Origin of the sequence: Brevibacterium jeotgali (genome assembly GCF_900169175.1) — a bacterium.
GTDB lineage: Bacteria > Actinomycetota > Actinomycetes > Actinomycetales > Brevibacteriaceae > Brevibacterium > Brevibacterium jeotgali.
Genome location: NZ_FXZM01000015.1, coordinates 38406 through 60205, shown reverse-complemented (window position 1 = coordinate 60205; position 21800 = coordinate 38406). Strand labels below are relative to the sequence as shown.

The following is a 21800-nucleotide window of genomic DNA, read 5'->3' as shown; positions in this document are numbered from 1 at the left end:
AGAAGGCTGCCGCTTTTCCCAGGAACGCGTTGTCTTCCCGCAGCTCGAACACTTCCCGCCGTAGCCGCTTCAACTCCGACCGCTCGTCTTCTTCCAACGGACCGGTGGATTTTCCGTCCCCGTGGAGGCGGTCCTTCTCCTGCCGCACCCAGTTGCCCAGCGTCTGGGGACCGACGTTGATTTCCGCAGCCACTGCCGCGATCGAGCGGCCTGTATCGATGACCAGATGCGCGGCTTCGCGCTTGTAGTCCTCGGTGTACGACCGTCGCTGCTTTCTGCTTGACGACATGCCAGACATCCTTCCAGCGGAACCCGTGATCCCGCTATCTCGGGTGTCTACAACTCGAGGCTAACCCCAGTACTGCTGAGTCGCTGGCGTCGCGTCACCAGCGCACCCGCGTGTATACGCCCCGGCATAACGGCAAAGTCGAGCGCTACCAGCGGCTGCTGAGCGAGGAATGCCTCTACGCCCGCTCATACGACTCTGAACAGGCCCGCCGACACTCGATTGGCGTGTGGGTCCACCACTACAACTACCATCGGCCTCACACCGCTTGTGCAGACCAGCCTCCCGCTAGCCGTGTCCACGAACGTGTCGACAACGTCATGGCCTCCTACACCTAGGCCGCGTGTGCTCCTAACCTGGGCATTGCCGCCTGAAAGTACACCACGCTGTGTCCACTACTCGGGGCTCGGGCCCGCCCTCGACGTTCGGGGTCTTGATGATGCGAGTGGCCTGCCACACATGATTTACGATGGTGCAGGCACACGCCTGGCAGGTTCGCAGGTCGCGGGCGGCTTGACGAGTTGGCAATTAGGGGTGCGAGATTGATTTGAGGTTCACCAACGCTGGCGATCGATGGAGCGCGTCCGCGGAGCAACGAAGGCGCGCGGCTTGGGCCAAGAGTACGTGTCAGGTCCGGTAGGCTTCACCCGGTGCTCACGAAAGCTACCAACCTAACGAGGCTTTAAGCTGATTTTAGAGGGGAGAGACTTCTCGGATGAAATCTTTAATAGCAGTGTAGCTGTGTACATTACGTGCTGTGATAATCAGGCTGTTTTCGTCCAGCCGCTCGACTCTGCGGGTCAGGGATAATTCGATTACAGGATGCCGCGGATTCTGACCGCGGCAGCGGAGGTTTCAGGTTTGAGGTACATAGAGTATATGCGGCGGCGGGTTGCCAAGGCGGAGCCTAATCTTCCAGTTTCGTTGATGGATAAATCCAAACTGCGGGCGTTCGCCGATGCCATTGGTGTTCCGTACCCGAAAGAGTACTCGCTCTACCCGACGCCTTCGTCGTTGGATTTCAGTGTTCTCCCGGACCGGTTTGTTTTGAAGCCTTCATATGCCTCGGCAGGCGAAGGCGTCATGTTGTTGACCAAAGAAGAAGGCGGATATTTTGACGCAATGACGCGAGCGCTGTGGGCTCCTGATGAGATTCTGGCGCATCAAACCGCGATCTTTGAAAAGTATGCTAACTTGAGAAACCGTGAAACTATAGCAGAATATTGGGTCCGGTGCAGTGAGCTAAGAACGATTCCGGTCGACTATAAGTTTCTTGCGTTTCAGGGGGAGATTGGCCTGGTGATCCGTATTGACCGAACTGAGAAGCGGTTGAAAATAAGCTACTTTGATGGAAAGTTTTCTCCAGTATTCGACGACCGTATTCGCTTTAACGAAAAGATTGAGGACCGAGTAGTCGCGCATGCGCCTCGTGGGGCGGCGCGCTTGCTGGAAATGGCTCGAAGAGTCTCTGTTGCGGCTCCGACCCCGTTCGCGCGCATCGATCTATTTTTGGATGAGGCGGGGCCACTTCTTGGAGAAGTGACGCTTACCCCGGGTAGTTTCTACTACGAGGCAGGTCATACTTTGAGCAAGGCTGAAGATGAGCGCCTTGGTCGCCTGTGGGAATCGGCTGAAGACCGGCTGGTTCGCGCGATTGATTGATTGCAATGTTAGAAGTTGTGTTTCGCTGAAATGGTTCGCTCTAAATGCTTACTGTTTATTTGGTTGAATACTTGAAAGACGGCGGTTTTGTGATTCGTTTGCCTGGCCGCCAGGTCGTTGCGCATAGTGAATATAAATGATCGGATTCGGGGGACAGTAGAATTGGTCATGAAAGCTGGTTCTTGGACGCGGGCTCACGTTAGTGCGAAGATTCTGAGCGGCCAGTAGTAAAGAAAGGCGTCGGAACCACTATCCTTTTGCTGGGTTCTGATTCCCGTGCCTCGGGCGTGGACTACACGGCGGGAGCGCACGGGAATCGCAGCGACACGATGATGGTCATGCACCTCGACGGCGACCGTGGGGGAGCGCAGATCATGTCGATTCCGCGCGACCTCTGGGTACCCATCGAGGGGCACGGCGAGGGCAAGATCAACGCGGCGATGAGCCACGGTGGACTCCCGCTCGCGACGCAAACGGTCAGTGATTTCATCGACGCGCCCATCCACCACCTCGCGATCATCGATTTCGAAGGCTTCCAGGCGCTCACCGACAGCGTCGGGGGAGTGGAGGTGGAAGCGCAGCAGGCCTTCGAGAGCAACGGGCACTCGTTCTCCGAGGGCACGAATTACCTGAACGGCGAAGAAGCGCTGAGCTTCGTGCGGGCTCGGAAGAACTTCTCCGACGGCGATCTGCAGCGCGGACGCAATCAGCAGGCGTTCCTCAAGGGCATCACCGACAAGATCATCTCCGCCGACACGCTCAGCAACCCGACCAAGATCGCTGGCATCGTCCGCGATTTCTCCCCGTATATGACGGTCGACGACAGCCTCAGCTCCTCGAAGATCGCGAGCATGGCCTACGAGATGCGGAATGTACGGACGGGTGACCTCCAGTTCTTCTCCGCGCCAGTGGGCGGCGCCAGCAGATCCGGTGACGGGCAGTCGATCCTGACAGTCGATGAGGAGGCGCAGTCAGAGATCCAGGACGCGTTCGCCAACGACACGGTGGACGACTACGCCGAACAGTCGGAAAACGCCCACCTCTGAGCCGCAGCCAGCGGAAGACCCAACTGGCTCAGTACCCCATCTCTGCGAGCTTCGAGGTAAACTCCAGCGGACTTCCGGACGTCAGCGATTCGCGCAGGGCGGTGAGCACGTCGGCTTCGAAGGTGATGCGCACAGTGCCGTTCTCCTGCCGTTCCGAGGCAGCTGGCACCGTGACTGCGACGATGTCCTTGCGCGTGATGCCCCGCAGGTCGGCCGCGAGCTGCGTGACGACCGCTGACGTGAAACCCGGGTCCTTCGCAACCCCGCTCACGACGGCGTCGAGGACGGGGACCAGCTGCGCGTTGTCCTTCACGAGCTTGCGGACGTCGAGCGTGTTGAGGAGCGACCGCAGCAGGGCCCGCTGATTGCGCGTGCGCGTCTGCCCGGCGTCGTCGACGGGATCAGCCGAGGTGAAGACGCGCGCCGCCGCGCCGTCCAGGCGGTTCGTGCCTTCGACGAAGTCGACGCCGGCAGCGGAGAACGCTGCGCGACTGTATGTAGAGAGGGGGCCCACCGCGTCGATGACGCCGGTCAGCGCTTCTGCGGTGAGCTCCACGATGTGATCGATCCGCGTGCCCAGGAACTCTTCGACGATCGCCACCGCCACGGGATACCCGGAGTGATCGACCAGCTCGCGCAGAGTCGCGCCGGCCTCGATGACGATGCTCGGGTTGAAGACGAGCACGGCGATGCTGTCACGCGTCACCGGTGTGTGCACCACAGCGAAGATGTCCCCGTGCCCCTCGGGCGTATTCGTCACCCGGAGCAGGATCGTGCGTGCGTCCGTCACCGGTGGGCGGACCTCCTCCGGCGGAAAGAGGCTCTGTGCCGGCAGATTCCGGCTCGGATCGTCGAACCGGGCCGCGAACTTCTTCGCGTCCTTGGCCGAGCCGAGCATCGAGAGCGCAGTACGGATCTTGGGCATCGGGGAAGCAGCTCTTTCCAGAGTGAGAACGACTGTCAGAACCGAGACTACCGGACCCGCTGTGCGTAGTGCTTCACATTTCGAAGCCGCCGAATAGCACTGCGGCAAGCGCCAGACCCACGACCAGGTTCACGACCGTGGCCGCGGCGAAGACGACGACGGGCTTCCACCCGGCCTCCTTCGCGGACTGGACCTTGAACTCGAGCCCGATCGACACGAACGCCAGAGTCAGCGCCCACACCTGGATGTCCTTCGCAACGTCGAGCCGGGGCTCCAGCATCTCCGGCGACATCGTCTGCCCCAGGACCGTCGCGACCACCGAAGCAGCGAGGAATCCCAGCACGAACTTGGGGAAGCGTCCCCGCAGCAGCTTCAGCGCCGCCGGGTCAGTGATCTTCTTCGGTGTGCCGGGAGAGTCGTCGGCTACCACCTTGAAGGCGAAGAACATCGTCAGCAGCACCGCGACGACGCCTAGCAGAGCGTTCTGCGTGACCTTGACGATCGAAGCGATCTGCAGGGGTCCTTCACCCGCCACAGCACCTGCCGCGGTGACTGCTGCCGTCGTGTCGATGTTGCCGCCGATCCACGCGCCGGTCACCGCATCGGTCAGCCCCATGACGTTCGCGAGCCACGGCAGCAGGAAGATCGACGGCACCGCGAAGACGATGACGAGAGTGGCGGTGAACGCCAGCTGCTCCTTCTTCGCCTGCACCGCGCCGGCTGCTGCCACGGCTGCTGATACCCCGCAGACCGCCAGGGAGGTCGCCAGCAGGGCCCGCAGCTTGTCGTCGATGCCCAGCCTGCCGGCGAGCCACCACGTGAAGAGGAAGACCGCGGTGATGAGCAGGTACGCCTGCACGACGGCAGGGCCGAACGCGCGGACGAAGATCGAGAAGTCGATCGTCGCGCCCAGCAGGACCAGACCCACCTTGATGAAGAACTCCGTGCGGAACGCCGCGCTCATCCGGTCGCGCAGCCCGATGGCACTCAGCAGAGCATTCGCAGCGAAGCCCAGCACGATGGCGTAGACGGGGTACTCGATCGACTTCGCGACCCTGCCGAATCCGGTGCCGCCGGTGGCCTCCGGCACCCAGCCCACGAGGAACTGGACCAGCCATGCCAGTCCCACCACGACGACGAGTCCGCCCACAGCCCAGCCGATACGCACGGTGGACGAGGGTGCAGCCGTCAGTGGGGCCTCGGCGGCGGGTGCCACAGGCACAGGGGAGGGGACCTCGACGGTGGTGTCCTTCTCCGCAGCGTGGGCGGGGGAATTGTCCGGCGGGGTCACGGGATCAAATCCGGGGTGAGGACGCCCACCAGGCAGAGGGTGAAGATCACGAGTCCGACGATCGTCGCTGCCCAGTCCTCGCCGAGGGAGAACTTCTTGTGGTCGTCGGGTGACGACTCGGCGGGTGGTGTGGTCTGCGTGCCGGAATCGGCGCTCATAGGGGTGCCTCTGCTGACGGGGAATCGACTGCGGCCGTGGCCGGCCATCGTCAGAGTATCCACGGGTGGCAGCGCAGACGCCGCCCGGGATAGCGACGTCGAAGAGAGTTCACCGGTACGTCACGCGGGGTATGCCGAGACTGACACAGCAGGCGTCCAGCAGCGTGCTGGGTGCTGATCTACGCTCGGAGGGTGAAGATGACGTCTCCCCGCGACAGCGAACTCTCCCCGGACCTCCAGAAGGAGGTCGCTCAGGCGGACCCGAAGAGACTCCACCGGTGGTTCGACGAGCTGGAGCGCGAGGGCCGCGTGGTGCTGCGTACCAGCTTCCTCAGGACCGCTGTATATGCGCTGGGCGCGTGGGTGTTCGTCATCTTCATCACGGCGGGGTTCATCGTCCTGCCGGTGTCCACATGGAACCCGTTCGCGGGCGATCGCGGGATCAGCGGGTGGATGCAGGCCGGGATGGGGCTGCTGTTCGTCGCCGGACTGATCCTGTTCGGGTTCGGTGCGCTGCTGTGGACGTTCGTCTTCCCCGTCGTGCGGCCGCGAATGATCGTCTCGCGGTGGGGGATCGAATCGATCGGTTCGAAGCCGGGTGGAGTGTTCACGCTGTTCTCCGTGGCGTGGGCCGATGTGGTCCACGTGGGTGGGCACTTCACACCCACTCGCTGGCCGTTCCCGCCGATCCTCCAGGTCATGCTCACTGCGCGGGCCGACGGTGTGCGCAGGGCGCGGTGGGTCCGGGTGAGCGCGCAGGGGTCGACGGTGGTGCACGGAGTGAACGGGATGCTGCGGGGCAGGCGCCGCGATGTGCTGGCGCTCTTGGTGCACGCGCACGCGGCTGTTCAGGACGTGCCAGAACCAGAAGACGATCGTGGCTGAGCAGCTGCCGGGCTGGCAGCCCGGCCACACCCGCGACATGGAGAAGGCACTGCGGAAGGTCAACCAACGTCGCGTGGGGGAGTGGCTGCGTGAGCTCGACATGCGAGGCCAGGTGGTGTTCCGTGCGAGTGCCGTCAAAGTCGGGCTTCTGGCAGTGGGGTCCTGGATCTTCCTCGTTGCGGTCGGCGGAGGACTCATCGCGATGGACTGGTCCGAGTGGGTGCTGTTCTCCGACCCGTCGCGCCGGGCAAGCGGTGTCGTGCAGCTTGTGTTCGGCATCCTCCTGCTCGGAGGGGGACTGCTGGTCTTCGGATCTGCAGCCGTGCTCTTCACGTTCGTGGTTCCGTTCCAGTCTCCGCGCACCATCGTCACGCACCACGAGGTGCGGTACGTGTGGGGAGCGGATCCGCACCGGCGTCCCGTGTTCGCCGCCCAATGGTGCGACGTCGTGGCCGTGCGCGGAATCCTCCGCCGCAGGATCCGCCTCCCCGCAATGCTCGCTCTGTGCTTCTATGTTCGCCGGTCAGAGGTGTCACTGCGGCGCGGGCGGCCGTCTGAGACGCGGACGGCGGTTCTCGGTCAGCTGCTCACCGGTGAGGTCGGATTCCTGCTGCGGGATCCTAGACCGGACATCCTCGCGTTCCTGCTGGAGGTCCACCGGCGGTCGCAGCCTTGTGGGAGGCGTCAGTAGGCTGGGTGTGTGAACCAGACATCTGCGCCGTCCCCCTGCGGCGGATACCCCACGGGCTGGTCGACTGGCTCGACGAGGAGTGGGTCATTCGGCAGGCCACTCCGGTGAGCAACCGCGTGTACACGCGGGTGAGGCGTGACGAACTACGTCGTGCGCACCGTGGCCGTGTGCAGGTGTGGCTGCGGGAGCACGACGAGCAGGGCGAGGTGGTCTTCCGCCTGAGTATGCGGTACATCATCGGAACTGCGGTGCTGTGCTGGGGCGCGGTCGCCTTCCTGATCGCCTTCCTCGTGCTGGTCGGACCCTCTGAGTGGGTCATGGTCGAGCACGCGGGACGCGGTGAGGCGGCGGCTTCCCACATGGTGGTGGGCGGCTTCGTCGTTCTGGGGCTGGTCGTCTTCGGAACCGCGGCGGTGACGGCCACGTTCGTCGTGCCGGCGATGCGTCCGCGCACGATCGTCACGCGCCAGGGAGTGCGGAGCGTCCGGACATCGCTGCGGGGCGAGCACGTGGTCTTCGCCGCCGCCTGGGACAGTGTCGTCGGCGTCACCGCGACGTACACGCTCCGGCGGTTTCCGATGCCTGACCTGCTGAATGTCATCGTGCTGGCGCGGGAGGCGCAGCTGTCGCCGTGGCGGCAGCGGATCCAGGGACGTCGGTGGGACAACGAGCGCGCCGCGGGCGAAGGTGCGGCCGGAGGGGGCGCGGGGTCCCGGGTGGTCGAGGGCGATCTTCCGCTCATGTCGAAGCACCGGAGGCGCGACATCCTCGGGTTCCTCGTGGCAGTGCATGAACGGTCGCGTGCGCCGGGTACGTCTCAGTAGAGTGGCGGTGTGGAGAAGACACCTGCGCCGTGCCCCTGCGGCGGATACCCGACCGGCACCCCCTACACCGACTGCTGCGAGCCGGCACTGACCATGCAGGAGTGGCCGCCCACTGCGCAGCAGCTCATGCGCTCCCGCTACACAGCGCACGTGCGCGGCGATGCCGACCACCTCTTCCGCACCTGGCACCCGGCGACGCGGCCGGCGAATACCGACCCGGAGCCGGGCAACGAATGGACGGGTCTCACCGTGGAGGCGGTCACGGCCGGCAGTGTGCAGGATGACGATGGCGTCGTCGAGTACACGGCCTACTACGTGAGTCAGGACGGCGAACCGGATGAGCTGCATGAGATCGCGCGATTCGTTCGGCGCGCCCGCAGGTGGATGTACGTGGGACCGGCCGATGTCGTCTGATCCGCTCGTTCCGTCCTGCACACTCGCACGCTAGGAGATGACCATGTCCGTCACACCGTTCCTCATGTTCGAGGGCCGCGCGCAGGAAGCGATCGACCTGTACTCTGCGGTGCTGCCCAATGTCACCGTCGACACCCTGCAGCCCATGCCGCCGGAGATCGCCGAGCAGACCCATCAGGCCACCGGCCGCGAAGCCGCAGGCGGGGGCGGACCGCTCATCATGATGGCGGTCGTGGACATCGATGGATTGACCGTGCGGATGAACGATTCTCCCATCCAGCACGACTTCAGCTTCACGCCGTCGCTGTCGCTGTTCTTCGAGACCGCGGACCCGGCCGTGTTCCGGGCAGCACTTGCGGGCCTGGCGGATGACGGCCACGTGCGGATGGAGGACCGCGACGACTACGGGTTCGCGAAGCGGTTCGCGTGGGTCGACGACCGGTTCGGGGTGAGCTGGCAGCTCGCACTGGTGTGAGGTGGGGGCGCTCGCCTGGTGGAGCTGCCAGCGTCTGCAGCGGATGTCGGGGAGACAGCGCCTCACAGACTGACGAGGAACAGGGTCGCCATGAGCACCACGCCCGATGCCAGCAGGGTCATCGAGGTGTACCCGAGGATGTCCCGCATCTTCAGCCCCGCGATCGCCAGCACCGGCAGTGCCCAGAACGGCTGGATCATGTTCGTCCACTGATCTCCGTATGCCACCGCCATGATGGCGACCGACGGGTCGACCCCCAACTGCGCCGCGGCATCGGCCATGATCGGCCCCTGCACGGCGAACTGGCCGCCGCCCGACGGGACGAAGAAGTTCACCAGCCCCGCTGACAGGAACGCGAGTATTCCGAACGTCGTGGGAGTGGCGATGGAGACGATCGCGTTCGAGAACACCTGGATGAGTCCGGTGGCCGACATGATCCCCAGGATGCCCGCGTAGAGGGGGAACTGCAGCAGGATCTCTCCGACGTTCGACGCGGCCTTCGCGGTCAGGTGGATGATCTCGAAGGGGTTGCGCACCAGCAGGAAGATCAGCGTGAGGAATGACCAGTTGACGATGTCCAGCGTCAGGGTCCCGCCGCTGGAGAAGTGGATGACGAGGTAGGCGGCCAGCGCCAGGCCGACCACGGTGGTGAGGATCCGCGAGGAGTCGACCCGGTCCGCGGGGGTCTCCACGTCCTCGGCGCCGGGGTCGTACGGTTCCGAACCGACGTCGTGGGGCAGTTCGAGGACCGGGGCGCCCTTCTTGGGCGCGATGAACAGGAACATGAGCGCCACGACGACGATGACCGCCGCGGCGGCGGCCAGGTTCCACCCCGTGAAGATCGTCTCCGTGACCGGAATGACCCGGCCGACGGCTTCGTGCATGAACGAGTCCTCCGTGGCCGCCGTCAGCGGTCCGGAACCGGAGTAGCCCATGTGCCAGATGACGTACCCGGAGTATCCGGCGGCCACGAGCAGCGGGAAGTGCACCTTCATGCCGCGATCGCGCGCCTGCACGGCGATCTCCCGCGCGAGCAGCACGCCGACGACCAGTCCCAGACCCCAGGTGATGAGGCTTGCCAGCGCGGCGATGACGAAGACGAACATATAGCTGACGACCGGCGAATTCGGGATCCGCGCCAGGCGCACCAGCAGCTTCCGCACCGGACCGGTGTTGGCGAGCATGTGGCCCAGCAGCAGGATGAGCGCCATCTGGGTCATGAAGGCGAGCAGCCCTGACAGGCCGTCGCCCCAGCCCTGGATGACGGACACCGGACCGGAGTCGGTGAGGACCAGCGCCAGACCGGCGACGATGATCGTCAGCACGATCGCGAACACGAGGGCGGAGGGGATCCACCGCTCGAGGAAGCGGTTGAAGGGGCGCATGAGGCCCCGCGAGGCCTGCGCGTTGGACGTCGGTGTCTGCTGAGACATGGTGCTCTCCTGAAGGTCGGCGACTGCGGCGACGAAGGACGTTGTCACAGGAAACGGAGACACCCCTCCCGCCTGTGTTCTGTGTGCGTAGTCTATGTGAGTTCTCCGGGCGACCGGCACTGACTGGACGGGGCTCACCGTCGAGGCCGTGACGGTGGGCGACCTGCAGGACGACGACGGCGTCGTGGATTCACAGATCGCAAGCGCGCAGCGCCGCGAGTTTGACGTCGAGCCCTTCCTGCTCCTCCCCGTGGGAATCCCGACGCCTCTGGTGGTCGCAGCCCGAATCCGCCCAATGGATCGAACAGTGGCTCAGCGCTGCTTCCAGAGTGCGCTCCTGCTCTGCCAGTCCTTCGGCGCTCCCATGTGGGTGAGCGGAACCGCCTGCACCGACGGGAAGGAGTCGAGCACAACCGGCAGGAACGTAGGCCGCCCAACCTTGAGCCGAATGAGGAGGAACTGGATCATCGTCAGCTGACCGAATGTGCGAGACCAATCTGAGGCGACCGCGTCGAGGTCCGGGTGTCGGCCCACCCGCGGCGGCTTCGGCGAGAGCGTATGGACGCGGTTGAACAGACGGCCGTGGTGAGCGCAGATATTGCGCACGATGTTCAGCGCCTTGAGCCAGCTCGTGAGCTGTGGCGCGCTCAGCCCGCACGCGTCGGCGACGGTGTTCTGGACACCGCGAGGTGCAAAGCCGAACAGGCGCGTCAGGCCGCCCCAATCCAACAGCTCGACCGCCGCCCAGACCGGTAGGATCCCGCCGTATTTCCCATCGTGATGTGCCACGAAGTCCTCGCGCGACTGCCTCAGCTTGAACTCGTATCTCTCAAGCCAAGTGCTGTACGCACCCCCGCTTCGCGCGTTGGGGCCGAGCTTGCCGGGATCGAGATGCGCACAGGGATCGAGGCGTCCCAGTTCGTGACCGAGCAGCGCGCGGATTGCCAGTTCGATGGGAGTGAGAGCGGAGAAGGCCGCTGTACGCAACCTCGCGTCGAAGTCGTAGAGTGCGAGGACGTCACTGAGCCGGGTTCCGGGGTAGAAGTCGTCCTCACGTCCCGCTTTGGACTGCTTCCGGAACGGATACCAGTACCCGCTCAGGCGGTAGTAGTTGACGCGCTGCAACGTGGCCCGGGCGGATTCGCAGTCTCCGACGTCCATGCCGCGTTCGGACAGCAGATCGACCTGCTCGTCGTAGGACTTGTACTCCTTGACCACGCTGTCCAAGTACACCACCTGCGAAAATGAGGACCGGCCCTGGACCTACCGAAGTAGGCGGAACCGGTCGTGATGGGACAATTCTATCTCGCCGCGGGGCTCGCCGCAATCTCGCGTCTCTCGTAGGTCGGCATCGATCACCGCCGACCAGATCTGGAAGATTCTCGACCCAGGCCCCAGCCGGCTGGCTGATGCGTCGGGAAGGTGGCGGGCCGGTCAGACGATCGGCCCGCCACCCAGGTTCGGCATGTGCCTCAGGCCGTCAGGCTGGCCGCATCCGCCTTCGTGAGCGTGGAGATCTTCTGGCCCTTCGCCACGACCGCCTCCAGCAGCGCGGCGGGTGCGAAGTCCTCACCCAGGCGCTCGGCGTAGCCGCGCAGCTTCTCCAGCACGGTCTCAGCGCCCAGCTGCTCCGCGTAGAACATCGGGCCGCCGCGGTAGACGGGCCAGCCGTAGCCGTTGACGTAGACGACGTCGATGTCCGAGGCCCTCTCTGCCATGCCCTCCTGGAGGATCTTGAAGCCCTCGTTGACCATCGGCAGGAGAGTCCGCTCGAGGATCTCCTCCTCGCTGATCTCACGCGGAGTGACGCCGGCCTTCGCCCGCTGATCCTCGACGATCTGCGCCGTGATGGGCGACGGGGTCGCTGTGCGGTTCTCGTCGTAGTCGTAGAACCCGGCGCCGGTCTTCTGGCCGCGGCGGTCCATCTCGCACAGTGCGTCCTTGATCGGGTAGGCCGTCGGCTCGCCCTTGACCCAGCCGATGTCCAGGCCCGCCAGGTCGCTCATCTGGTACGTGCCCATGGGCAGGCCGAAGTTCGTCAGTGCGCGGTCGACGTCCCAGGGCATCGCACCTTCCATGACCAGCTGCTCGGATGCACGCGAGCGGGCGTAGAGGATGCGGTTGCCGACGAAGCCGGGGCAGACGCCCACGAGCACGGCGATCTTGCCGATGGTGCGCGACAGTGCCATGACGGTGGCGATGACTTCCTTGGAGGTCTTCTCGCCGCGGACGTTCTCCAGCAGCTTCATGACGTTGGCGGGGGAGAAGAAGTGGGTGCCCACGACGTATTCCGGCCGGGAGGTGACTGCGGCGATCTCATCGACGTTCAGTGCGGAGGTGTTGGTCGCGAGGATCGCGCCGGGCTTGCAGATGCGGTCGAGCTGGGTGAAGACGTCCTTCTTGATGTCCATGCGCTCGAAGACGGCTTCGATGACCATGTCGACCGTGGCGAGGTCGTCCATGGAGATGGATCCGGTGATGAGGGCCATGCGCTCTTCGACCTGTGCGGTGGTGATGCGGCCCTTCGAGGCGGTGCGCTCGTAGTTCTTGCGGATCGTGGCCAGGCCGCGGTCGAGTGCTTCCTGCTTCTGTTCGACGAGGGTGACGGGGATGCCGGCGGTGGCGAAGTTCATCGCGATGCCGCCGCCCATGGTGCCGGCCCCGATGATGCCGACCGTGCTGACCGGGATCCGCGGGGTGTCCGCGGGGACGTCGGCGATCTTGCGGGCGGCGCGCTCCGCGAAGAAGTAGTAGCGCTGCGCGGCGGATTCGGAGCTGGTCAGCAGAGTCTGGAAGCGCTCCTGCTCTTCGGCCATGCCGTCGTCGAAGGGACGGGTGACGGCTGCGCGGATGCAGGCGACGATCTCTGTGGGGGCGAGGAAGCCGCGGAACAGTTTGGGGTGTGACGCGATGAAGCGGTCGAACAGTTCCGGGTCGTCGCGGTCGGCTGCGATCTTCTCGTCGAGGTCGCGGACGCGGGGGAGCGGGCCGCCCGCGTCGACGATCTGCCGGGCGAAGCGCAGGGTCGAGCCGCGCAGGTCCTCATCAGCGACCACCTCGTCGATGATGCCCAGGTCCAGGGCCTCGGCGGCGGGGACGTGGCGGCCGGAGGTGATGAGGTCCAGGGCGGTGGCGGCGCCGGTGAGGCGGGGGAGGCGCTGTGTGCCGCCGCCACCGGGCAGCAGGCCCAGGTGGACCTCGGGCAGGCCGACTTTCGCCGAGGTGGTGGCCACTCGGTAGTGCGTGCTCAGCGCGACTTCCAGGCCGCCGCCCAGTGCGGTGCCGTGGATGGCGGCGATGACGGGCTTGGGGGAGTCATCGAGGACGGAGAAGATCGAGGCGCCCGTGTCCTTCGGGGCGTCGCTTCCGAACTCGGAGATGTCTGCGCCGGCGATGAATGTCCGTCCCGCGCAGATGAGCACGATCGCCTTCGCCGCGTCATCGGCGTTGGCTGCGGCGAACGCGTCGCGCAGACCGGAGCGCACGGCCTGTGACAGCGCGTTGACGGGAGGGGAATCCAGGGTGACGACCGCGATTCCCTCCTCGATCTCCAGAGTGACTACGTCGTTGAAGTCCTGCATCTACTGTCCTCTCACATGTTCTGCGGGTGGGGTGCTGCGTATGTTCAGCGGTCCTTGCGGTTCCAGTCTGCCTGGTGGCACGCGCGGACGGTGAGCTGTCTCATAGTGTCGAACGGTCACCGGAGGCGCCTCGCTGCAATCGTGAGCGTCGCGCAGCCACGTCAGCCTTCGCGCGCCTCGCGGGCCGATGCGACATCGTCGACAACGACGGCGATGAGCCGCATGCTCGTGATGAGCGACCCGTAGAGCGGCCACGAGCGCTGGGGGAGGTGCTCGTCGGCGGACAAATCGGCGGACAGCTCCGCCAGGCGCTCGTCGATCGATTCGACCTCGCGATCCGGGTCTGCGATGGCGTGGCCCGCGGAGCGGACGATCTCCACCCACTGCTCGCGGAACCGCGTGTCCCACTCGCCCTCCGCATAGGTCGCCTCCCGCAGGGTGCGGGCGAGGTGCCGCAGATGTGAGATGCCCTCGTCCACGCGGCCGAGGATCTCGTCGTAGTCGGCCGACCCGCCGCTCTGACTGCTGCGAATAGGCCCGTGCAGGTGCAGTCGAGGGTTCACGCGTCGGCTTTCGTGCGCGCTGCGCACGGACTGCCACGCGGAGCTGAGATCGGTCTCCATCGATTCGATCTCCCATGTCCACGCATCCGCCCTGTCGGTGTCCCAGGAGGAGCGGAACTCGTCGGCCATGGTGATCAGCACCCGGCCCATCCGCAGATTGATGTAGTCGACGTAGCGGGCGGCCTGCCGGTCGCGCAGCGGCGGGATGATGAGCAGGTTGACCACCAGGCCCACGGCGGCCCCCACGGCGACCTCGATGATGCGGTCGAGCAGCATGGGCTGCTGCTCCGTGAAGCCGTCTCCGAGGATGAAGACGGACGTCGTGGCGATGGCGACACCCTCATCGCGGATCCACGGCAGCCGTGAGGCGGCCAGTCCGACGGCGATCGCCAGGGCGAACGTCCACAGGCCGACACCGAGGTAGTTCCCGATGAGGAAGGAGACGCCGACGCCCGCCCACGAGGCGACGGTCGACTGCGCTCCGCGCAGCAGCGATTGGTAGACGGTGGGGTAGACGGTCAGCAGGGCGACCCAGGGTGCCAGGAACGGCATCTGGGATTCGAGCACGTAGACGGCCAGCCACCACGCGGCCGTCGCGGCGACCACGGTCTTGACGATCTGGAGGGCGTCCGTGGTGAACTCGGGCCGCCGGACGGCCTCGTGGATCCACTGACCGAGGCGTCCCAGGCTGAGCCCGTCCGTGCTCGCCGTCGTCCGTGCATCCATCGCTGCGTCTCCATCGTCGTCACTGCTGGGGCTTCGTCCAGGTGCTAGGCGCGCTCGCTGATGCGCGGCGAGTCCTCTGCGGACCCGCGTCGCACCCGCAGGACGGCGGTGGCGATGAGCAGGACCGCGGCGGACGCGCCGGCGCCCCAGACGACGACGGACGATTCCAGGTCTCCCGTCGAACGGCCCACCGCGATCCACGCGAGGCCCCAGGCCGTCGCCAGCGCCGGTGCCACGCGTCCGCGCGTCCAGACCGCCGTCGCGATGCCGATGAGCGCGGCCGCACCGGCGACCGCAGCACCTGCCGCCTCCCAGCCGGTGAACGCACCGACGCCCCACGTGCCGATCCACGCGGACACGTTCGCCACCGTCGCGACGCACACCCAGCCCAGGTAGAGGCCGAACGTCCCGTCGGTGAGCAGGGTGTCGAGCCGGTTCTGCGGAGGCATCCGCACCAGCAGCACGAGGATGCGGGCCAGGACGACCAGCAGCAGCACGATCACCGCGACGCTCGCGGTGACGCTGCCCAGCTGCACGGTCCAGATCCACGCCGCATTCAGCAGAGCGGACACCGCGGCCCACGGCCGCAGGGCTGCATGGCGGGCCGAACGGCGGGCGGCGGGCAGGACCTGGAGGACCGCGTAGGCGACGAGGCCCAGGTAGACGACGCTCCAGATGCTGAAGGCCGGGCCGGCGGGTGCCAGCGGAGTCGCATCCGCGGACAGTGCTCCGCCCGCGGCTTCGCTGATCGGCGTGCCGCCCAGCGCGCCGCTGCCGATGAATGCCAGGACGATCGCGACGGCGACGGCGGCCGCGGTCAGGAGAGCGGTGAGGAGGGGCGTCGTGCGGTGTTCCACGAAAGTTCCTTCCAGTCGGGACTGCGCGGGTTCACTCATGATCAGTATGGCCGTCGTCGCCAGCATGGTCGTCGGTCGAGACGCTGGCGATCATCCGGCGGAGGAAGACTGCGACGACGGCTCGCTCCTGCGCATCCATCGCGGTGGTGGCGGCGTACATCCGGTCGTGCATGCGCCGCAGCGTCTCGCGCACCTCGCGGTCCCCGTCGTCGGTGGCCTCCACCGCGACGGAGCGGCGGTCGGCCGGGTGCGGCGTGCGCTGCGCATAGCCGTCGCGCACCAGCCGGTCGATGAGATTGCTGGCCGAGGCCGTCGTGATGTCCAGCTTGTCGGCGATGTCCTTCTGGCGCAGCACGGTGCCGGTCGCGCGCGCTTCGAGCAGGAAGCGCAGGGCCAGGATGTCCCTCTCGCCCATGCCCATGTCTTCGCGCACTCGTGCCCGCATCGCCGTCTCCGCCTCGCGGTAGCGGCGCAGGAGGTTCAGCACCTCGACCGACGATGCGTCGGTATCGGAATCTGCGAACCAGTAGCCGGAGCGATCGTGCTCTCCCGGGTGGGCATCCACGACGATCACTCCGTTCTGGGGCCGGATGCTCGTGCTGAGCGTGTTTGTTAGCGTGCCTAACTGTTATACCATTGCTCGTGATCCAGGTCCACGGCGAAAGAGGCGATATGCAGCAGGGATCCGAATCCGCGATGCCGGCCGCCGGAGCCCTCGGCGGTCACGGCCGGCCAGGGGCGGTGCGTCGATGAGCCGCCTCGTGGTCATCGGTGGGGGAGTGTCCGGGCTCGCCGCGGCAGTGCTCGCCGCCCGGAGCGGCCACTCCGTGGATCTGCTGGAGCGCGGGGAGCAGGTGGGCGGCCGTGCCTGCCGGCACGAATCCGCAGGGTTCACCTTCGACACCGGCCCCAGCTGGTACCTCATGCCGGAGGTCTTCGACCGGTTCCTGCAGATGTGCGGGACGACTGCGGGCGAAGAGCTCGACCTCGTGGGTCTGGACCCCGGGTACCGCGTGTTCGGACCCACCGCGACGGGCTTCGACGCCGTCGACGTGCCGGCCGGGCGGCGCCGTGTGCGCGAGCTGTTCGAGGCGCTGGAGCCCGGCAGCGGTCCCCGGCTCGACGCCTACCTCGACTCCGCGTCGCACACGTACACGCTCGCGCTCGCCCATTTCCTGCGCACCGCGTTCGATCGTCCCGCCACGCTGCTGACCGGCGACGTGCTCGGTGCGCTGCCGCAGCTGGGAAGCCTCCTGACGGAGTCGATGCAGGACCGCATCGAGCGGACCGTCGAGCATCGGGTGCTGCGGCAGATCCTGGGCTATCCCGCGGTGTTCCTCGCAAGCTTCCCCGCCGGCACCCCCGCGATCTACCACCTCATGAGCCACCTCGACCTCGTGGAAGGCGTCCAGTACCCGCGCGGCGGCATGTACACACTCGTCGAAGCGCTCACTCGACTCGCACGCAGCGCCGGAGTGCGCCTGCACACAGGACACGAGGCGACCACGATCGTCGTCGACCCGCCGGACCGACGCGGCAGCGCCCGGCAGCAGGGAGAGCCAGCGCGCCGGCGCAGCCACGGGCCACTCCCGCGTGGCCGTGCCCGCGAGGTCATCGCGCGGTCGGCTGCCGGCCTGCGCGTCTTCCCCGCAGACGCTGTTCTGGCCGCCGCAGACCTCCACCACGTGGAGACGCGCATGCTTCCGCGGCGGTGGCAGTCCCTTCCGCAGCGGACCTGGCAGCGCCGGGACCCGGGAATGGGCGGCCTCGTCGTCATGGCGGGCGTGGACCGGCGCCTTCCCGCGCTCGCCCATCACAACCTCTTCTTCACCGATGCCTGGGAGCGTGACTTCGCCCAGGTGTTCGGCGCACGTGCGGGGGGCCCGCCCGTCGCCACCGGCCGCGGACTCAGCGTTCCGACCAACGTCTACGTCAGCGCGACCTCGCGGACTGATCCGACGACTGCCCCCGCCGGCGGGGAGAACCTGTTCCTCCTGGTGCCCTGCCCAGCGGACCCCTCGCTGACGGCAGGTTCGCCAGAGGTCGAGCGGATCGTCGACGCCGTCCTCGACCAGGTGGGGGAGTGGGCGGACATACCGGATCTGCGCGCGTCCATCCTCACGCGGCAGGTGAGCGCCCCCGGCGATCACGCCCGGCAGTGGCACGCGTGGCGCGGCACGATCCTCGGCCCGGCCCACACGCTGGGACAGAGCATCTTCCTGCGCGGCGGGCCCCGCGCCCGGAAGGTGGAGAACCTCTACTACGCCGGGGCCTTCACCGCTCCCGGAGTCGGTCTGCCCATGTGCCTCATCAGCGCGGAGAACGCGATAGCCGCACTCGCCTGCGACCTCGACCGCCCCGGGCCGGAAGACCTGCTCCTGCGGAAGCACGAGAACGGGGGACACCGTGCTGCGTGAACTCCTCCTCGCCTCGCGCCCGGTGTCATGGGTCAACACCGCCTACCCGTTCGCGGCGGCCTACCTGCTGGCAGGCGGCGGCACGGACGCCGCCTGGATCGTCGGATCACTGTTCTTCCTCGTGCCGTACAACCTTGCGATGTACGGCATCAACGACGTCTTCGACTACGAATCCGACCTGCGCAACCCGCGCAAGGGCGGAGCCGAGGGGCACATCGCCGCCCCCACGACCCACCGGATGATCCTGACCGCCGCAGCGATCGCATGCATCCCCTTCGTCGTCCTCCTCGTGGCCTTCGGCGGTCCGCTCAGCACTGCTCTGCTGGCGGTCAGCCTTGCCGCCGTCGTCGCCTACAGTGCACCGCGGCTGCGCTTCAAGGAGATCCCCCTCCTGGATTCCCTCACGTCGTCCACCCACTTCTCGTCACCGGCGTGGTTCGGCATCGCGCTCGCCCTCGCACCCACCTGGACCGGCGAGGCGCGGCTGCCGGCAGAGGCGGGATCGGCCATGCCGGGCATCGACATCTGGCTGGTGCTCGTCGCCTTCTTCGTCTGGGGAGCCGCGGCGCAGGCCTTCGGCGCGGTGCAGGACATCGCTCCGGACCGCGAGGCCGGGCTCGGTTCGATCGCCACCGTGATCGGTGCGCGCGCCACGGTGCGGCTGGCCACCCTCGCCTTCCTCGCAGCCGGTGTGAGTGTCGCGGTGGCCGGGTTCTTCACGGGACTCGGTCCGCAGGCATGGCTGCTGGGCGCGTGCGGACTCCTGGCGCTCCCGTACGCCGCGAACACGGGCCGCTTCGCGTTCGTCACGGACGAGGACGCCGAGCGGACGCGCGGCGGATGGAAGGTCTTCCTCTGGCTGAACTACTGCGTGGGATTCCTCGTGACCCTCGCACTCATCGGGATGGTGACACTATGACGGTCGATGCCAGATCGACGGCGCGTGCCCGCATCGAACAGGCGCTCGACCGGTTCTTCGACGACCGGGTCCGCGCAGGCGCCGCCTACGGGCCCGACTTCTCGGATCTGTGGGCGCGGGGCGCAGAGCACGCGCGGGGCGGCAAGCTCCTGCGCCCCCGCCTGTTCCTCGAGGCGGTGGAGGCGTTCGAGGCGACAGAGGGCCCGCACGATCCGGTCGGGCAGGAATCGGTGGACAGCCTCGCCGCCGTCATCGAGATCCTCCACTTCGCCTTCCTGCTGCACGACGACGTGATCGACGGGGACGTCGTGCGCCGCCATCGCCCCAACCTCATCGGCACGATCCGGGATCTCCACCCGGAAGCGCCTGCCGCCTCCTCGCTCCATTGGGGCAGCAGCGCGGCGATCCTCATGGGCGACCTCCTGCTGTCCTCCGCCGTGCTCCGCTGCGCGCGACTGCCGCTGCCGGGACCGGTGCACGCGAGGGTCCTCGACCTGGTGGACGAGGCGATCACGGAGACGGTGGCGGGTGAGCAGCTGGACGTGGGTCTGGGCGACGGGGCGATCGCCCCGGACCTCAGCACGGTGCTGTCGATGACGACGCTGAAGACGGCGACCTATTCGTTCGCGCTCCCGCTGCGTCTGGCAGGGGCGCTCTCCGGTGCCGGGCCCCGGGTCGATGCGACTCTGGCAGAGGTGGGCCGCGACCTGGGCTTCGCATTCCAGGTGCAGGACGACCTCCTCACGATGTTCGGCGACCCCGCCGCGCACGGGAAGGACGTGCTCTCGGATCTGCGCGAGGGCAAGCAGACCGTGCTCGTGGCCTTCCTCCGCTCCACGGAGCGGTGGCACGAGGTCGCTGACGTGCTCGGTGCTCCCGCGCTCCGTGAGGCGGACGCGGACCGCGTCCGCACGGTGGTCCAGGAGTGCGGTGCTCGGGACTTCGCGGAGCACCTCGTGGCCGAACGGCTGCGCGAGGTCATGGTCGGCCTCGACCGGTCGCTGCTGGCGGACCCCGTGCGCCGGGTGATCACCGACTGCGTGGAGCGCATCGAGGGACGCGACGCATGACGCGCAGAGAGCAGGCGGGGGAGCAGGCCGACGAGCATGCCGGTGAGCAGGCCGGAGGCCAGACCGGAGACCAGACCGGAGACCAGACCGGAGACCAGACTGGGGAGCAGCCGACAGCTGAGCGCGACGACCAGAGCGGGATCGCTCTGTGGTGGGTGCGCGATGATCTGCGGCTGGCCGACAACCCGGCGCTCCTGGCCGCGGCGCAGGCAGGAGCCGTGGTCGCGCTGCACATCGATGAGGCGGTGCCCGTCGGTCGCAGGCCCGGGGCGGCGAGCAGGTGGTGGCTGCACCACTCCCTCGCGGCGCTGGCTGCGGACCTGCGCCGGTACGGGGTCCCACTCGTGCTCGCGACCGGGGATCCGCGGACCGTCGTCCCGGAGATCGTGCGCGGGCTCGGGGCCTCTCACGTCGCGTGGAATCGCCGCTACCACCGCCCGCACCGTGACCTCGACGCCGCGGTGACGTCCCGGCTGCGGGACGGGGGCGTCGCGGCGGCGGACTGCGCGGCGTTCCTGCTCCACGAGCCGTGGACGGTCACCAAGGACGACGGCACGGGCTACAAGGTGTACTCCGCGTTCGCCCGCGCCTGCAGGTCCAGGCCGGAGCCGCGTGAACCGCATGCCCGGCCCGATGCCCTCTACGGGCCGGAGCAGACGACTGCCGTGGTTGCGGGACACCGGCTGCGGACGTGGCTCGACGCGGAGGGGTTCGCCGCTGCTCTGGGCGCACGAGGGTGGCTGCCCACCGCGCCGGACTGGGCAGGCGGCCTGCGGGCGATGTGGACGCCCGGTGAGCAGGCCGCCCGCGTGCGGCTCGATGAGCTCTCCGAGGTCTTCGACGGCTACGACGAGGCGCGGGAGCGCCCCGATCGGGACGGCACGTCCCTCCTGTCGCCGCGCCTGCGCTTCGGTGAGCTGTCACCCCACGAGGTCTGGCACCGAAGCCTGGCGGCGGCAGGCGAGGGGACCTCGGCGGCGGTGCAGATCTTCCGCGACGAACTGCTCTGGCGGGAATTCGCGTGGCACCGCCGCGCAGTGCTGCCGCGCATGGACACGGAGAACATCCGGCCGGAGTTCGACGACTTCGCGTGGGACGACGACCCGGAGGCTCTGCGCGCGTGGCAGCAGGGACGCACCGGCGTGCCGCTGGTCGACGCGGGGATGCGCGAGCTGTGGGAGACCGGCTTCATGCACAATCGTGTGCGCATGGTGACGGCGTCCTTCCTCGTGAAGAATCTGCTCCAGCAGTGGACGAAGGGCGAGCAGTGGTTCTGGGACACGCTCGTCGACGCCGATGAGGGATCCAATCCGTTCAACTGGCAGTGGGTCGCCGGCAGCGGCGACGACGCCGCACCCTACTTCCGGATCTTCAATCCCTACCGCCAGGCGGAGCGCTTCGATCCCGACGGCGCCTATGTGGATCGGTGGGTTCCGCGCGAGGAGCAGCGGACGGGCCCGATCATCGACGTCGCCCAGTCGCGCAGAGACGCGCTCGCGGAGTACCGCAGGGTGAAGAACGGCCCGGACGGGGCGCGCGGCCGTGCCGGATAGGCTGGGGCCGCAGTCATGACGATG

At 67.2% G+C, this 21800-nt stretch carries 21 protein-coding genes and 1 pseudogene; 12 read left to right on the top strand and 10 right to left on the bottom strand.

Going from position 1 to position 21800, the window contains the following annotated elements; translation table 11 throughout:
- Positions 1-289 (bottom strand): transposase (locus tag BJEO58_RS13375; RefSeq protein WP_180951963.1); only part of this gene is annotated, 289 nt, incomplete at its 3' end.
- Between the two features lie 80 nt (positions 290-369).
- Between BJEO58_RS13375 and BJEO58_RS13370 the strand changes: the two are divergent.
- From BJEO58_RS13370 to BJEO58_RS13360, 3 genes and pseudogenes are all read left to right on the top strand, one after another.
- A pseudogene (locus tag BJEO58_RS13370) lies at positions 370-624 on the top strand (integrase core domain-containing protein); the annotation flags it as partial.
- Positions 625-1213: 589 nt separating this feature from the next.
- Positions 1214-1948, top strand: coding sequence for an ATP-grasp fold amidoligase family protein (locus BJEO58_RS13365; protein ID WP_180951962.1), 735 nt, complete (start codon positions 1214-1216; stop codon positions 1946-1948).
- Between the two features lie 251 nt (positions 1949-2199).
- Positions 2200-2994, top strand: a complete 795-nt coding sequence (locus BJEO58_RS13360) for an LCP family protein (RefSeq protein ID WP_505541480.1) — start codon at positions 2200-2202, stop codon at positions 2992-2994.
- 28 nt (positions 2995-3022) lie between these two features.
- Here the strand turns inward: BJEO58_RS13360 and BJEO58_RS13355 are convergent, their stop codons facing one another.
- The 3 genes from BJEO58_RS13355 to BJEO58_RS15025 all read right to left on the bottom strand — a co-directional run bounded on the left by BJEO58_RS13355 (position 3023) and on the right by BJEO58_RS15025 (position 5368).
- Positions 3023-3919 (bottom strand): LCP family protein, encoded by an 897-nt coding sequence (locus BJEO58_RS13355; protein ID WP_101589964.1) that lies wholly within the window; start codon positions 3917-3919, stop codon positions 3023-3025.
- Positions 3920-3992: 73 nt separating this feature from the next.
- On the bottom strand, positions 3993-5210 hold the full coding sequence (locus tag BJEO58_RS13350) for a YeiH family protein (RefSeq protein WP_101589963.1): 1218 nt from the start codon (positions 5208-5210) through the stop codon (positions 3993-3995).
- Positions 5207-5368 carry a hypothetical protein gene (locus BJEO58_RS15025; protein ID WP_180951961.1) on the bottom strand — a complete coding sequence of 54 codons (162 nt, stop codon included), beginning with the start codon at positions 5366-5368 and terminating at the stop codon, positions 5207-5209. Before BJEO58_RS15025 ends, BJEO58_RS13350 begins: the two co-directional genes overlap by 4 nt.
- Before the next feature lie 192 nt (positions 5369-5560).
- Here BJEO58_RS15025 and BJEO58_RS13345 point away from each other — a divergent pair, with 192 nt between their 5' ends.
- Genes BJEO58_RS13345 through BJEO58_RS13325 form a run of 5 tightly spaced genes read left to right on the top strand, consistent with a single transcriptional unit; the run spans position 5561 to position 8657 of the window.
- On the top strand, positions 5561-6253 hold the full coding sequence (locus tag BJEO58_RS13345; protein ID WP_144573861.1) for a hypothetical protein: 693 nt from the start codon (positions 5561-5563) through the stop codon (positions 6251-6253).
- Positions 6246-6944 (top strand): hypothetical protein, encoded by a 699-nt coding sequence (locus BJEO58_RS13340; RefSeq protein WP_101589961.1) that lies wholly within the window; start codon positions 6246-6248, stop codon positions 6942-6944. Before BJEO58_RS13345 ends, BJEO58_RS13340 begins: the two co-directional genes overlap by 8 nt.
- 5 nt (positions 6945-6949) lie before the next feature.
- On the top strand, positions 6950-7768 hold the full coding sequence (locus BJEO58_RS13335; RefSeq protein ID WP_144573860.1) for a hypothetical protein: 819 nt from the start codon (positions 6950-6952) through the stop codon (positions 7766-7768).
- A 9-nt stretch (positions 7769-7777) separates the two neighbouring features.
- Positions 7778-8182 (top strand): YchJ family protein, encoded by a 405-nt coding sequence (locus BJEO58_RS13330; protein WP_101589959.1) that lies wholly within the window; start codon positions 7778-7780, stop codon positions 8180-8182.
- A 43-nt stretch (positions 8183-8225) separates the two neighbouring features.
- Positions 8226-8657, top strand: a complete 432-nt coding sequence (locus tag BJEO58_RS13325; protein WP_101589958.1) for a VOC family protein — start codon at positions 8226-8228, stop codon at positions 8655-8657.
- A gap of 62 nt (positions 8658-8719) precedes the next feature.
- On the opposite strand, the gene BJEO58_RS13320 is transcribed toward BJEO58_RS13325, so the two are convergent.
- The 6 genes from BJEO58_RS13320 to BJEO58_RS13295 form a co-directional block, all read right to left on the bottom strand.
- Complete coding sequence (locus BJEO58_RS13320; RefSeq protein WP_180951960.1) at positions 8720-10090, bottom strand: short-chain fatty acid transporter; 1371 nt, start codon at positions 10088-10090, stop codon at positions 8720-8722.
- Between the two features lie 312 nt (positions 10091-10402).
- Positions 10403-11323 (bottom strand): Abi family protein, encoded by a 921-nt coding sequence (locus BJEO58_RS13315; protein WP_101589957.1) that lies wholly within the window; start codon positions 11321-11323, stop codon positions 10403-10405.
- A 239-nt stretch (positions 11324-11562) separates the two neighbouring features.
- On the bottom strand, positions 11563-13671 hold the full coding sequence (locus BJEO58_RS13310) for a 3-hydroxyacyl-CoA dehydrogenase NAD-binding domain-containing protein (protein WP_101589956.1): 2109 nt from the start codon (positions 13669-13671) through the stop codon (positions 11563-11565).
- A 161-nt stretch (positions 13672-13832) separates the two neighbouring features.
- Entirely contained in the window at positions 13833-14960 is a 1128-nt protein-coding gene (locus BJEO58_RS13305; protein WP_101589955.1) for an FUSC family protein, read from the bottom strand.
- Positions 14961-15004: 44 nt separating this feature from the next.
- Positions 15005-15817: a TspO-related membrane protein gene (locus BJEO58_RS13300; RefSeq protein WP_101589954.1), complete on the bottom strand. Its 813-nt coding sequence runs from the start codon at positions 15815-15817 to the stop codon at positions 15005-15007.
- Positions 15818-15848: 31 nt separating this feature from the next.
- Positions 15849-16382 (bottom strand): MarR family winged helix-turn-helix transcriptional regulator, encoded by a 534-nt coding sequence (locus BJEO58_RS13295; protein WP_246076038.1) that lies wholly within the window; start codon positions 16380-16382, stop codon positions 15849-15851.
- Positions 16383-16566: 184 nt separating this feature from the next.
- On the opposite strand from BJEO58_RS13295, the gene crtI reads away from it, so the two are divergent.
- The 4 genes from crtI to BJEO58_RS13275 are packed head-to-tail and all read left to right on the top strand — an operon-like array spanning position 16567 to position 21776.
- Positions 16567-18234, top strand: a complete 1668-nt coding sequence (crtI, locus tag BJEO58_RS13290) for a phytoene desaturase family protein (RefSeq protein ID WP_180951959.1) — start codon at positions 16567-16569, stop codon at positions 18232-18234.
- Complete coding sequence (locus BJEO58_RS13285; protein ID WP_101589952.1) at positions 18224-19153, top strand: prenyltransferase; 930 nt, start codon at positions 18224-18226, stop codon at positions 19151-19153. The genes crtI and BJEO58_RS13285 overlap by 11 nt, the downstream gene beginning before the upstream one ends.
- Positions 19150-20223: a polyprenyl synthetase family protein gene (locus BJEO58_RS13280; protein ID WP_180951958.1), complete on the top strand. Its 1074-nt coding sequence runs from the start codon at positions 19150-19152 to the stop codon at positions 20221-20223. Before BJEO58_RS13285 ends, BJEO58_RS13280 begins: the two co-directional genes overlap by 4 nt.
- Complete coding sequence (locus tag BJEO58_RS13275; protein ID WP_101589950.1) at positions 20220-21776, top strand: cryptochrome/photolyase family protein; 1557 nt, start codon at positions 20220-20222, stop codon at positions 21774-21776. The genes BJEO58_RS13280 and BJEO58_RS13275 overlap by 4 nt, the downstream gene beginning before the upstream one ends.
- The last annotated feature ends 24 nt before the right edge of the window (positions 21777-21800 follow it).